This is a genomic window from Limisphaera ngatamarikiensis (assembly GCF_011044775.1).
GTDB lineage: Bacteria > Verrucomicrobiota > Verrucomicrobiia > Limisphaerales > Limisphaeraceae > Limisphaera > Limisphaera ngatamarikiensis.
In genome coordinates this window covers 14,268-26,749 of the sequence record NZ_JAAKYA010000031.1, presented here as the reverse complement: position 1 = coordinate 26,749, position 12,482 = coordinate 14,268, and the positions used below count along the sequence as shown (strand labels likewise).

General features: G+C 64.7%; 12 protein-coding genes. 3 read left to right on the top strand and 9 right to left on the bottom strand.

What is annotated here, in order from left to right:
- Positions 1-78: 78 nt before the first annotated feature.
- The 5 genes from G4L39_RS05340 to G4L39_RS05320 form a co-directional block, all read right to left on the bottom strand.
- Positions 79-1,893, bottom strand: coding sequence for an amino acid permease (locus G4L39_RS05340; RefSeq protein WP_165106498.1), 1,815 nt, complete (start codon positions 1,891-1,893; stop codon positions 79-81).
- Between the two features lie 118 nt (positions 1,894-2,011).
- The gene (gene def, locus G4L39_RS05335) at positions 2,012-2,593 is read right to left on the bottom strand and encodes a peptide deformylase (protein ID WP_165106496.1); all 582 of its coding nucleotides are present in this window, start codon (positions 2,591-2,593) and stop codon (positions 2,012-2,014) included.
- Between the two features lie 9 nt (positions 2,594-2,602).
- On the bottom strand, positions 2,603-3,757 hold the full coding sequence (locus G4L39_RS05330) for a carbohydrate kinase family protein (RefSeq protein ID WP_165106494.1): 1,155 nt from the start codon (positions 3,755-3,757) through the stop codon (positions 2,603-2,605).
- A 31-nt stretch (positions 3,758-3,788) separates the two neighbouring features.
- On the bottom strand, positions 3,789-4,715 hold the full coding sequence (locus G4L39_RS05325; RefSeq protein ID WP_165106493.1) for a ParB/RepB/Spo0J family partition protein: 927 nt from the start codon (positions 4,713-4,715) through the stop codon (positions 3,789-3,791).
- 108 nt (positions 4,716-4,823) lie between these two features.
- A complete protein-coding gene (locus G4L39_RS05320; RefSeq protein WP_165106491.1) occupies positions 4,824-6,350 on the bottom strand; it encodes a YifB family Mg chelatase-like AAA ATPase in 1,527 nt (508 codons plus the stop codon).
- Between the two features lie 633 nt (positions 6,351-6,983).
- On the opposite strand from G4L39_RS05320, the gene G4L39_RS05315 reads away from it, so the two are divergent.
- The 3 genes from G4L39_RS05315 to G4L39_RS05305 are packed head-to-tail and all read left to right on the top strand — an operon-like array spanning position 6,984 to position 9,379.
- Positions 6,984-7,469 (top strand): type IV pilus modification PilV family protein, encoded by a 486-nt coding sequence (locus G4L39_RS05315; RefSeq protein ID WP_165106490.1) that lies wholly within the window; start codon positions 6,984-6,986, stop codon positions 7,467-7,469.
- Positions 7,438-8,022 carry a PilW family protein gene (locus G4L39_RS05310; protein ID WP_276607537.1) on the top strand — a complete coding sequence of 195 codons (585 nt, stop codon included), beginning with the start codon at positions 7,438-7,440 and terminating at the stop codon, positions 8,020-8,022. The genes G4L39_RS05315 and G4L39_RS05310 overlap by 32 nt, the downstream gene beginning before the upstream one ends.
- A 7-nt stretch (positions 8,023-8,029) precedes the next feature.
- A complete protein-coding gene (locus tag G4L39_RS05305) occupies positions 8,030-9,379 on the top strand; it encodes a DUF7305 domain-containing protein (protein WP_165106486.1) in 1,350 nt (449 codons plus the stop codon).
- Here the strand turns inward: G4L39_RS05305 and G4L39_RS05300 are convergent.
- The 4 genes from G4L39_RS05300 to hisI are packed head-to-tail and all read right to left on the bottom strand — an operon-like array spanning position 9,362 to position 12,388.
- Complete coding sequence (locus tag G4L39_RS05300; protein ID WP_165106485.1) at positions 9,362-9,811, bottom strand: YkgJ family cysteine cluster protein; 450 nt, start codon at positions 9,809-9,811, stop codon at positions 9,362-9,364. The genes G4L39_RS05305 and G4L39_RS05300 overlap by 18 nt on opposite strands.
- Positions 9,812-9,840: 29 nt before the next feature.
- Positions 9,841-11,400 (bottom strand): anthranilate synthase component I, encoded by a 1,560-nt coding sequence (gene trpE / locus G4L39_RS05295; RefSeq protein WP_165106483.1) that lies wholly within the window; start codon positions 11,398-11,400, stop codon positions 9,841-9,843.
- Positions 11,384-11,941: a hypothetical protein gene (locus G4L39_RS05290; RefSeq protein ID WP_165106481.1), complete on the bottom strand. Its 558-nt coding sequence runs from the start codon at positions 11,939-11,941 to the stop codon at positions 11,384-11,386. Before G4L39_RS05290 ends, trpE begins: the two co-directional genes overlap by 17 nt.
- Positions 11,942-11,998: 57 nt before the next feature.
- Positions 11,999-12,388, bottom strand: a complete 390-nt coding sequence (gene hisI, locus G4L39_RS05285; protein WP_165106480.1) for a phosphoribosyl-AMP cyclohydrolase — start codon at positions 12,386-12,388, stop codon at positions 11,999-12,001.
- Positions 12,389-12,482: the final 94 nt, after the last annotated feature.

Genomic DNA, 12,482 nt, shown 5'->3' with positions numbered 1-12,482 from the left:
GCAAGTGCCACGCCCCGGTGGCAACCCGACAACCCTGCCCGCTCGACCCTCGCAGGGCCGGATTCCCCGGTCCCACCCTCATCCGTGGATCACCAGCTCGATGTTCTCCGGCAAATGCCGGGCCACCTGGTTCACCACGTCACCCTTGAACAACCGGGCCAGCGTGCGCCGATGCCGCGCACCCAGAATCAGCATGTCCACGCCGATCGTGGCCGCCAGATCCAGGATCGTCGCCGCCGGATTGTCGCTCACCGCGTACAAGGGCACCACGCGAACCCCGATCGGCTCCGCCTGCGCCAACACCGTGGTCATGATCCGCGCCGCGTCCGGATCGTCCTGCCACCGCGGTTTCCGGGGCAACACGACCGGTCCCGGCGGAGCCACCGCAATCTCCTTCACGTACAACACGTAAAGGTTGGCCTGCCGGAAACGCGCCTCCTCCAGCGCAAACCGCAACACCCGCGTCAATCCCCGGGCCGCCACCATCAGATTCTGGCCGGGGTTGAGCTTGAGCTGGAACCCCGGCACCTCCCCGGGCGCCACCATCGCCGCCACCGGCTCGCTCACCACCACCGTGCGCAACCCGGCCCGCCGCTGCGCCCAGAACCGCAGGGCCAGACCCAGACCCACCACACAAACCGCAAAAAACAACGCGTCCGGTTTCGTCTTGGCAATCGTGATCTCCGCCGCAAACAGGACCACGAACGCAAACCCCATCACCGCGCGTTCATACCAGCTCAGGGCCAGCCGGCGATTGAACGTGCATGAGCCCAGGTTCACCGCAATCGCGCCCACCACACCGATCGCATACAGGCCCGCCAGCATCTGCAGGTCGGTGGCAACGGCCGTGGTGGCCAACGGCAGTGCAATCGCCAGCAACAACGGGAGCCACGGCACACCGTGCCGGTTCAACCGGGTGAAGGACCGCGGCATCTCGCCGTCCCGCGCCATCATGTAAAACAGCCCGATCAATGCCCCGATGGCCGTGTTCACCGCGCTCAGCAACAGCAATCCCACCACCATCCCGACCACCACGCCAAACACGCGCCCGCCCACCGGCCCGACCCACAACCCCGCATAGTATTCCCCCAAAAACCGCACCATGTCCTCCCACCGCTCCCTCATCACAGGGGCCATCTCCGGCGGCACCGACACCATGGCCCAACCCAGCAACACCGTCGCCAGCACCACCTCCACCGCCACCACCCCAATCGCGCGCCGCGCCGTCACCGCCACGCGCGGTTGCTCCGGCGTGGCACCGGGGTCCAGCTTCATCACACCCGTCAGATTCGCAATCGCCTCCACGCCGCTCAGCGCCAGAATGATCCCCACAAACGCCACCCAGTTGTGAAGGAAGGTGTCATGCGAGGGTTGGCAATGCGCCGTGGTAAGATGCGGCAGGCTCAACCCGATGATCACCCCCACCACCATCACCATCGGCACGGCCAACCCTGCCGCCACACTGCCCGTGTGTTTGGGCCCGAAAAAGTTGATGGCACCAATGAGCCCGATCACCCCCAACGTGCCGTACCGGACCCAGTCGGCCGGCAAACCGAAATACGTCACCGCCGCCCAGCCGCTCAGCGCGGCCGTCACCGTCAAGTTCGCCACCAGCAGCAGCGCGCCCATCACCGCCAGAAACCGGCTCTGATGACGGGCCGCCGAGTACACACCCCCACCATCCGGGAACTCCCGGCAAACCACCGTGTAGCAATACCCCACCAGCGCCGCCAACAAACTAACCGCCCCAATCAACGGCAACGCCGCATACCCCGCCGTCAAAAAGGCCAGCCCGGTGACGTAAGCCTTGCTGGTGCCCCAGTCGCCATACAACAAAGCCGCGGCCCGACGCCAGTCCAGGTTCCGCGGCCGATGCAACAATCCGGGTTCCATAGACTGCCGGAATCAAACCGGGAAGGACCCCGTACGCCGGGCCGCGACAGGACCCGGCCCGCCGGAGCTCCGATCCAACGGGATCGCCCCGCCCTGATCGGTGCCGTTGCCAAAGAGGTCAACGCGCCGCCGCACGCCGCGCCAGCCGCGCCCGCGTGGCCGCCTGCAACGCCTCCAGCTCCGGACGCAAACGCTCCAGGTCCCGCCGGTCCATCCGGTCAATGAACAGGATCCCCTGGAGGTGGTCATACTCATGTTGCACGGCCCGGGCCAACAACCCGCCACAACGGAATTGCAGGGGACGACCCTCGCCGTCCAGGGCCCGGACCTCGATGCGGTCCGGCCGTACGATCTCCGCATAAATCTCGGGAAAACTGAGGCAACCTTCCGGCCCGGCCACACTCGGCCCCAACGGTTCGATCTCGGGATTGATCAACACCAGCGGCATGAGCCGGCAGGGATCCGCCGGTTCACCGTTCAGCTCGAGCGTCGAGGGCCGGTCTTCCACGCCCCGGATGTCAATCACCGTCAGTTGCAGCGCATGCCCCACCTGTTGCGCCGCCAGCCCGATGCCGTGCGCGGCGTACATGGTCTCGAACATGTCGGCAATCAGCCGCCGCAGCTCGGGCGTGATCCGTTCAATGCGGGCGCCCTTGCGCCGCAGGATCGGATCCCCGTACTGGACCACCTCCAAAACCATGTCCGTCCCCTAGAACCGGTACGGCCCGGTCGTGCCCGACGGCCAGTTGCGCAACGCACGCACCAGATCGTCCACACACGGACTCTGCGCCTTGATCACATAATAGCCGCTGGTGGTCACGCCGGTCAGCAACGCAAGGTCGTCGTCGAACCCCAGCAGCTTGCCCAGACAGAACCCGGAGTTGAAATGGTCGCCGGCCCCCGTGGTCAACCGCGGTTGGGTGGTGTACAGACCGTCCACCAGGCTGAGACGGCCCTCACTGATGGCCAGTGCATACGCCACCGGATGCACCACCAACGTGTGCACCGGCACGCGCTGATGAATCTCCCGGGCCAGCGCCGCCACCGCCGCGCGCGACCCGTCGCTCCTGTTCAACCCAAACACCCGGGCCACCTCGTACGCCTCCTTCTCGTTCAAACCCAGGATCACACGGAAATACTTCCGGAACTCCAGGATCAGGTCCAGCGCACGCCGGATGTCCTCCGAGGTGCGCTTCTCCGGATCGGCCAGGTCGAAAAAGATCGTCCGCTGCGCACCCCCGGCGGGCAGCCCGGGACAAATCTCCCGCAACACTGCCGCCCAGATCTCGCTCATGTGCGGCAGCATCGTCCAGTTCACAAACGCCACCAGATCCGCCGTGGCCATCTGCTCGGCCAGGCGGTCCCGGCCAAACCGCTGGATCAAATTCTCCCAGGTCACCTCCCGCAGGGAGGAATGTTTGCCCAACATGACCTTGCCATCCTCGAATTCCAGGGCGTCCGTGTACCCCGGCGGTGCAATGGAATGCACCTCGGCACGCCGGGCAAACTCCTCAAACACCGGGTGCAGTCGCGGATAGCCCAGATTCCCCACATACGTCACCCGCAACCCCAGCGTGGCCAGCGTGTTGCCCATGATCGGCCCGTTGCCCCCCAGCTTGGTCAGTTGCGAGACCAGCTCGAGATTGGTGCTCTTGCCCGCCGCCGCCGCCAGCCGCTCCGCCAGCCGCGCAATGGTGGGCACGCGATCGTACCGGTCCGCACTGTGGCGCTTGTCCACCACGTGCAGGATCTCGTCCACAAATCCGTCCAGGCCGATAAACGCGCGCAGTTGCGACAGCCGCGGCCGCGCCGCTTCCAACGCCTCGGCCGCACGAGCACGAAGTTCAGGTGTGTTTTGGTTCATGGTTGGTTGTCACGGTCGGTTTCGAAAAGCCTCAGTCGGGGCCAACCCCCAGAATCTGCAACACGCGTTCCAGTTCCTCATCACTGAAGAAGGCAATCTCCAGCCGCCCCCGCCCCTCTCTGTACTGCAATCGCACCCGCGTCCCCAGCCGCTCCCGCAGCCGGTCCTCCAACCGGCGCACCTGCGCATCCGTCTCCGGAGCCCGGGTCCGGCGACTCCCCCGCGGCCGGGCCGACCCCGCCTGCAGCCGCGCCACCAGCCCCTCGGTCTGGCGAACGTTCAAACCCTCCCGCACCACCTGCTCCGCCGCCAGCTCCTGCAAATGTTCATCTTCCAGCGCCAGGATCACCTTCGCATGACCCACACTCAGCTGGCCCGTCCGAAGATACCCCTGCACCTGCGACGGCAGTTTCAACAGCCGCAACGCATTGGCCACCGCCGCCCGGCTCCTGCCCACGCGCCGGGCCACCTCCTCCTGCGTAAAACCGAACTGCTGCAGCAACTGGGCATAACCCTGCGCCTCCTCGATCGGATTCAGATTCTCCCGCTGCAGGTTCTCCACCAGCGCCAGCTCCAACGCGGTCCGGTCGTCCACGTCCCGGATCAACACCGGCACCTCCGTCAGCTGCAACAGCTGCGCCGCCCGCCACCGACGTTCGCCCGCAATCAGCTCAAAGCCGTCCCCACGACGACGCACCACCAACGGCTGCAAGATGCCCTGCTGACGAATCGATTCGGCCAGTTCCTCCAACGAGGCCGGATCAAACTCCTGCCGCGGCTGAAGGGAGTTGGGGCGAATCTGCGCCACCGGCACACGCACCGGCACCTCCCCGGCCGCCGCACCAGAAAACGACGCCGGCGCCGCCGCGGCAGCGGCACCAACAGCCGTGGGTGGCGTCGCCGGGGTGCCCGACCCCAACAACGCCCCCAATCCACGCCCCAGTGCGGGCTTTGCCATGCGTTGAGCCTGCCGAAGCCTCAGCCCCTTTGTCAACGCCGCGCCCCCGTCCCACTGAACCTGCGCATCGGGCATCCCCGTCCCCGAGCCCCACCCCACACCGCACCCTCAACCCCAAATCTGGCGGTCCAGCGACCGGTACTGAATCGCCTCCCCCACGTGCTCCGGCAAAATGCGGTCCGACCCCGCCAGATCCGCAATCGTGCGCGCCACCTTCAGGATCCGGTCATACGCCCGCGCGCTCAGACCCAGCTCATTCATCGCATGCCGCAACAGTTCCATGGAGGTTTCATCCAACCCACAAAACTGGCGCAATTCGCGCGGGCCCATGTGGGCATTGCACAACACCCGCGCCCGGCCCCGGAACCGTTCCTGCTGCCGGCGCCGCGCTTCCACCACCCGGGCACGAATCACCGCCGACGCCTCGGCCGGCCGATCCGACGCCATCTCCCGAAACCTCACCGCCGGCACCTCGATGTGCAGATCAATCCGGTCCAGCAACGGCCCGCTCACCCGGTTCAAATAGTTCTGGATCTCCCGCGGTGAACACCGCGACTCGCCCGGCATCTTGCCGTCCGGCGTGGGATTCATCGCCGCCACCAACATGAACCGCGCCGGAAACGTCACGCTCCCCGCAGCCCGCGAAATCGTCACACGCCCCTCCTCCAGCGGCTGCCGCAGGGTCTCCAACACGCTCCGTTTGAACTCCGGCAGTTCATCCAAAAACAACACCCCGTTGTGCGCCAGCGAAATCTCCCCCGGCGTCGGATTCACATTCCCGCCCAGCAACCCGGCGTCACTGGCCGTGTGATGCGGCGCCCGAAAAGGACGCCGGGTGACCAACGCCTGCCCGGGTTGCAACAACCCCGCGATGCTGTGCACCTTGGTCGTCTCCAGCGCCTCCTCCAACGTCAACGGCGGCAGAATCGTCGGCAGCCGCCGTGCCAGCATCGACTTGCCCGTGCCGGGCGGACCAATCAGCAGGATGTTGTGCCCGCCCGCCGCCGCAATCTCCAGCGCACGCTTCACCGACTCCTGACCCTTCACCTCGGCAAAGTCCACCTCGTCCTCCACCGGCCCCTCAAACAAACGCCGCACGTCCAACCGCACCGGCTGAATCGACACCTCGCCCGCCAGAAACGCCGCCGCCTCGCGAAGATCCCGAACCGGAATCACCTCCAACCCCTCCACCACCGCCGCCTCATTCGCATTCGGCGCCGGCACGATCACCCCCCGCTTGCCCTGTTGCCGCGCACAAAGCGCAAGCGGCAACACCCCCTTCACCGCACGCACCGCCCCCGTCAACGCCAGCTCGCCCACCACCAGAAACTGCTCCAGCCGATCGGCCTTCAACTGCTCCGTGGCCGCCAACAAACCCAGCGCAATCGGCAGATCGAAACTCGGCCCCTCCTTCTTCACATCCGCCGGCGCCAAATTGATGGTCGTCCGACCCATCGGAAACTTGTAACCCGAGTTGCTCAGCGCGGTCATGACACGGTCACGCGATTCCTTCACCGCCGCATCCGGCAACCCCACGATCACCATGGCCGTGTCACCCCAGCCGGCGTTCACTTCCACTTCCACCGGATAGGCCTCAATTCCCTGAATGACTCCGGAATAGACCTTGGCCAGCATCGCCGCAGTTGTGGAAAAGACCCGTGCCCGTGGCAAGGCCTTTTCACAACCAGAAACCCGCCCGGACGCATCTCGGATTCCGGCTCCCGCCCATTGCTGGAGGATGGACGCGGCCTCTTGGACGGGCACTGCCGCCCTTACCCGCGAAAACCGCCCCGGCGCCGTGCTCCAAGTTCGGCCGGAAAGCGTCGAAGCCCCAGCTCCGGAAAGGTCGGCTCTGCCGGAGTGGAGGTCCCTGGCCAACCGGAGGCTGCAACAATCAGGATGCGCCAGCCCCGATCGCCTCGACCCCTCCTGTCTCATGCCACGACGGGGACATCCCAAACCTTGTCCAGCTGGGGCCGCGTATCCTCCACCCCCTGTCCCATTTCACGACAGTCGTGTCCTGAACCTGGACACTACCCGCACCTGCTCCTTCCCCTCACGGGCCGCTCCCGCCCACCCCCACGGACCGGCAGCTGCGATCCCATAACGCGACATCCCCATGACGCGAACATCTGCCACCCTGGCCGCCCCGCAAGGCACGCAACCTGCTTTGTTGGCTCTTGTCCGAGAATGAAATTGCTCGCGCACAACCTCGGCTCCAAGGACCTAATGACGCAAAACTCGGGACAACTGAAGCACAGTGGGCCCATGAGCACCCGCCCCATCCAGCGGGCGCGGATGGCCTTCACCCTGGTGGAGGCCATGGTGGCCACGGTCCTGCTCGGGACCCTCCTCGTGTCCCTCTACGCCGGCATGAGCGCAGGCCTGTCCTACACCGCCATGGTCCGCGAGGAATTGCGAGCCACCCAGGTGATGCTGGAAAAACTGGAGGGCATCCGACTTTACAATTGGGACCAAATCAATACCCCGGGGTTCATCCCCACCCAGTTCACGGCCTTTTATCTGCCCAACCCCACCAACCCCGCCACGGGTTCCGGCGTCATCTATACGGGTACGTTGACCATCCGACCCGTCCAACTGGATCCCCCGGCCCCTTACGCGGATGACCTCCGTGAGGTGGTGGTCCGCGTGCGATGGGTTGGCGGAGGATCTGGCGGTGGCGTGGTCCGGGAACGTGAAATCCGAACCCTGGTGAGTCAATATGGCCTGCAGAACTACATCTTCAGCAACTAACCCGGGCGCACAAACCCGCAGGCGCACCATCACCGCCCGACGCGCCCGGCAGGGTTTCACGTTGTCCGAGACCATGGTCACGCTCGGCGTTGGAAGCATCCTTTTGGCTGCCATCCTGGCCTTCTGGTCTTACAGCGCCCGCAGTCTGGCCGGCATGGTCAATTACATCGACCTCGACCAACGTTCCCGCCATGCGCTGGACAACCTCAGCCGCGAAATCCGACAGGCTGCCGGAGTGCTCTCTGCAACCGAGACCTCGCTCACCCTGTCCAACCTCGACAGTTCCCTCCTGCAAATCACATGGGACCCGGAACGACGGGTCGTCACCCTCAACCGTAACGGGGAACAGCAGACGCTGCTCGTCGGCTGCGATCATTTCCGCTTCAACATCTCACAACGCACCCCCAGCAACGGCGTGTTCGGGTTTTACCCCACCCGCGACATCCGCCAGGCAAAGCTCGTGGACATGAGCTGGCGTTGTTCCCGGAGCGTCCTGGGCAACCTGCTCCAAACCGAAAGCGTGCAGACCGCACGCATCGTCCTCCGCAACTGACCGAGCCATGCGATTGTCCCGCCAATCCATCCCGGCCCGCGGCCAGATCCTGCTGGTAACCCTGCTGACCTGCGGCATCCTCGGCCTCACCCTGGCCGGCACCCTCATGCTCGTCCAGTCCCAATCCCTTTCGGTCGCACGTTCCCTCTGCTGGAATGCCAGCCTGGCCATGACCGAAGCCGGAATCGAAGAAGCCCTGACCCACCTGAACCGGAATGCGCCCTTCTTCGACCTTCGGGCCGCCACCAACAACCTCGCCACCCACGGCTGGATCCAGCAGGGTAACACCTACCGCGCGCCCCGTCGGTACCTCGGCAACGGCAGTTACTACGACGTGGTCATTGTCCTCAACGGCATGAACCCGCAAATCTTCGCCACCGGCGTGGTCAGCCGGGCAGACCTCATCCCCTCCACCACCGTCCCGGCCACCATCCTAGGCGGCGATTCACAGGTCTACACCCCAGTCCCCCGTACCGTCCAGGTCCTGACCCGCATCGACCCGCTCTTCAGCGTCGCCATGGCCGCCGAAGGCCGGATCGACCTCGCCGGCAACAACGTCACCACCGACAGCTTTGATTCCGGCGATCCCAATCACAGCGACAACGGCATGTACCCGTTCGCCAACCCCCAAAAACGCAAGAAAAACGGGGACGTCGCCACCAACGCCGGACTCATCAACTCCATCAACGTCGGCAACGCCAATATCAACGGTCGTGCCATGACGGGACCCAACGGTACCGTGGCCATCGGCCCCCGCGGCTACGTCTCCGGCGGCACCAACGACGATTTCAACGTGGCCTTCCCGCCCGTCACGGCACCTCTTTCGGGCGCGTTCTATCTGCCTGCCGTCTCGGTGACCCTCGACGGCGTACCTTACAAACACGTAATCCTCACGAGCGGCCGGTACTGGACGGCCGGTCTCCAGGGAAGCCTCTACGTCGGCACCAACGTCCAGGCCACGCTCATCCTGACCGGCAATACCAGCCTCGCGGGCCAAGACCGGATCTACCTGGCCCCCAACGCGCGGTTGATGCTGTTCGTGGATGCCCCCAGTTTTTCGGTTAAGGGACAGGGTATCATCAACTCCAGTGGCAGGGCCGAAAACTTCCTCTACTTCGGCACCCCGCGCAACACCAGCATCAGCCTCGGCGGCAATGCCGCCTTCACCGGTGCCATCTATGCGCCCAACGCCGATTTCACCCTCGGCGGAGGCGGCAACAATACCCAGGACTTCATCGGTGCGTCCGTCACCAAAACCGTCAAAATGAACGGACATTTCAACTTCCACTACGACGAAAACCTGCGCCGCATCGGCCCCAGCCGCGGCTTCCTCGTCACCTCATGGCGCGAGTTGTGAACCACCCCGCACCGGCACATGAGAGTCCGATCCGCGCGCCTCCACAAGCCTCCGCACCTCCTCCAGGGAACGACCCGTCGCCGCAGCCACCGCCCTCACGTACTCTTCCATCGCCATTGGCACCGGCCGCGCCCGGCAAAACGCGTCAAATCCCTCAAAACGCCATAAATTGGGAAAATCCCGGCACTGCCGGGGCTTGACCGGATGCACCCGGCATTCCCGACCCTCCAGAAACACACACGAACCGTCCTCCCGCTCCGCCAGCGCCAACCCGTAACGATTCAATGCCAGCCGGCAATACCGCTGAATGAACGTGAACTCATCCAGACCCAAATGCTCCGCCATTCGGCGAATCTCCTCTTCGGTCACCCGCACCTGCCCGGGCCAACGACAACAGGCCGTGCAACGCTGGCAATCGTAAAAAACCGGCATGGCGGCCTCCAACAATCCTCAGCCACCCATTACGCCCGCCCCGCAGGAACCCCTTCCGCGGCCCCCCGCCCAAAATGCTCCGCCAGCGCAATCGCCTGAAACATCGCCGACGCCTTGTTCACCGTCTCCTGAAACTCCGCCTCGGGCTCCGAATCATGCACCCAGCCGCCCCCCGCCTGCACATACGCATGCCCGTCCTTTAACAACGCCGTCCGAATCGTAATGCACGTGTCCAGGTTGCCATTGAACCCGAAATAACCCACGCAACCCGCATACGGACCCCGCGTCGTCCCCTCCAACTCGGCAATGATCTGCATGGCCCGGATCTTCGGCGCCCCGCTGACCGTCCCGGCGGGAAACGTCGCCCGCATCAAATCAAACGGGCTCCGCCCCCCCGCCAGCCGACCCTCCACCGACGACACAATGTGCATCACATGACTGTAACGCTCGATCACCATCAGGTCCTTCACCCGCACCGAGCCATACTCGCACACCCGACCCAGATCATTCCGCGCCAGATCCACCAACATCACATGTTCCGCCCGTTCCTTCGGATCCGCCAACAGTTCTGCCTCCAGGGCCGCGTCCTCCTCGGCCGTGCGGCCCCGACGCCGCGTGCCCGCAATCGGCCGGATCTCCACACGCCCGTCCTCACACCGCACATGAATCTCCGGCGAAGCCCCCACCAGCGCAAAACCCTCCAACTCCAGCAAAAACATGTACGGCGAGGGGTTCACCGACCGAATGGCCCGATACACCTCCACCGCACCCGCCCGTACCGGGGCTCGAAACCGCTGCGACCCCACCACCTGAATGATGTCCCCCGCCCGAATGTACTCCTTCGCCCTCCGCACGTGCCCCAAAAAGGTCTCGCGGTCCATGTTCGACTCAAACGACACCGGCGGCACCGTCTCCGGCAACAGGGCAGGCAGATGCGAAACCGGCTCCTCCAACAACGCCAGCAACCGTTCCACCTCCTCCACCGCCTCGTCATAGGCCGCGTCCACCCCCGCCGGGTCCTCCACCCACGCATTCACCAGCACCGTCAACGTCTGCTTCACACGATCAAAAATCAGCAGCTGATCCGCCAGCACCAGATACAACGTCGGCGTCCCCAGCTCGTCCCGCGCCGGCCGCGGCACCACCGGTTCAATGTCATGAATGAATTCGTACCCCACATACCCCACCGCACCCCCGATGAACCTCGGCAAACCCGGCAACGGCACCGGCCGATACCGCCCCATCACCCGCTCCACCACCTCCAAACCATCCCGAACCTCCCCCGCCACCGGCCGACCCCGCGCACCCACCACCCGCCACACCCCCGCGTCCCGGCCCCCTTCGGTCAGCCGAACCTCGCTGCCCACCTGCCGGATCACGGCCCGGGGATTCGTCCCCACAAACGAATACCGACCCAGATGCTCGCCCCCTTCAACCGACTCGAACAAAAAGGACTCCCCCTGCCCGCGCAACTTCCGATAGGCCGACAACGGCGTCTCCAAATCCGCCAGCAACCGGCACGTTACCGGAATCAGGTTCCCCCGGGCCGCCAACCGCCGAAACGTCTCTCGATCAGGAAAAATCTGCATGACGCGAAGTGCAGGTCAACCGGCCGCTCCGTCGCAGCCGGTAAATCCCCAGCAACGTGTAAAACGCCACCGCCACCGCATAGGCCACAATGCCCATCCCAATCGCCAGGGGAATCAACCGCCCCCCACTGAACAACATCACCGCCCCGCCCACCAGCGCCGTCAACAACGTGTGCGCCGCCAAACACAACAAATACACCGAGATCCGCGTCTCCTGCACCCGTTCCACATGCCAATCCCGATAGTTCTGCTCCCCCAGCGACCGCATCAACCAGGCCGACTGAAAATTCCGCGCCGCCACCATCACACTGGCCGTGGCCACCACAATCGCCGCCAACGGCCACCGCGCCAGCACCACACACACCAGCGCATTCACCGCCAACCCCCATCGCCAACCCAGCCGCTTGGCAATCGGATTGCCCTCCAACACCAGATTCGGCGTCGCCACCCACGTGCTCAAAAAATCCGCACCCCGGGCCAAAACCAAAACCCCCAACAGAACCCAGTACTCCCGGCTGCCAAACGGAACCTGGTCCTCCATGAAATAAGCCGGTCTGCCGGGCCGGGCACGGCCACCTCACACCCCGCGCCCCGGACCCTACTTCTTCCCGTAAATCTGCTCCGGGGTTTCCAACTGCGGCTCGGTAATCCGGAAACCCTCACCCCGACCGGTCATCGACCGGTAAAAACACGAGCGGTACCCCTCGTGACAGGCCGCCCCCACCTGCTCCACCTGAATGAGCAGCGTGTCCCCGTCGCAATCAAACGCAATGTCCTTCACCCGCTGCACATGCCCGCTGGTCTCCCCTTTCATCCAGAACTTCTGACGTGACCGACTCCAGAAATGCGTCAGCCCCGTCTCAATCGTCTTCTCCAACGACGCGCGATTCATCCAGGCCATCATCAGCACACGTCCGGTCGCCGCATCCTGGATGATGGCCGGAATCAACCCGTTGCTGTCGAACTTCAATTGATCGTAAAAGCTCATCGGTTCCCTCAAGATCGTTTCGCGCCCGCAAGCCTACCACAATCCACCCGGCCGACCACGAAAAAGTGAAGCGCGCCAAACCGCGAAAATCGTA

Bases quoted from the DNA above. Each gene is read 5' to 3' on its own strand.
- G4L39_RS05340 (WP_165106498.1), bottom strand. From the start codon at position 1,893: ATGGAACCCGGATTGTTGCATCGGCCGCGGAACCTGGACTGGCGTCGG.
- def (WP_165106496.1), bottom strand. From the start codon at position 2,593: ATGGTTTTGGAGGTGGTCCAGTACGGGGATCCGATCCTGCGGCGCAAG.
- G4L39_RS05330 (WP_165106494.1), bottom strand. From the start codon at position 3,757: ATGAACCAAAACACACCTGAACTTCGTGCTCGTGCGGCCGAGGCGTTG.
- G4L39_RS05325 (WP_165106493.1), bottom strand. From the start codon at position 4,715: ATGGCAAAGCCCGCACTGGGGCGTGGATTGGGGGCGTTGTTGGGGTCG.
- G4L39_RS05320 (WP_165106491.1), bottom strand. From the start codon at position 6,350: ATGCTGGCCAAGGTCTATTCCGGAGTCATTCAGGGAATTGAGGCCTAT.
- G4L39_RS05315 (WP_165106490.1), top strand. From the start codon at position 6,984: ATGAGCACCCGCCCCATCCAGCGGGCGCGGATGGCCTTCACCCTGGTG.
- G4L39_RS05310 (WP_276607537.1), top strand. From the start codon at position 7,438: ATGGCCTGCAGAACTACATCTTCAGCAACTAACCCGGGCGCACAAACC.
- G4L39_RS05305 (WP_165106486.1), top strand. From the start codon at position 8,030: ATGCGATTGTCCCGCCAATCCATCCCGGCCCGCGGCCAGATCCTGCTG.
- G4L39_RS05300 (WP_165106485.1), bottom strand. From the start codon at position 9,811: ATGCCGGTTTTTTACGATTGCCAGCGTTGCACGGCCTGTTGTCGTTGG.
- trpE (WP_165106483.1), bottom strand. From the start codon at position 11,400: ATGCAGATTTTTCCTGATCGAGAGACGTTTCGGCGGTTGGCGGCCCGG.
- G4L39_RS05290 (WP_165106481.1), bottom strand. From the start codon at position 11,941: ATGGAGGACCAGGTTCCGTTTGGCAGCCGGGAGTACTGGGTTCTGTTG.
- hisI (WP_165106480.1), bottom strand. From the start codon at position 12,388: ATGAGCTTTTACGATCAATTGAAGTTCGACAGCAACGGGTTGATTCCG.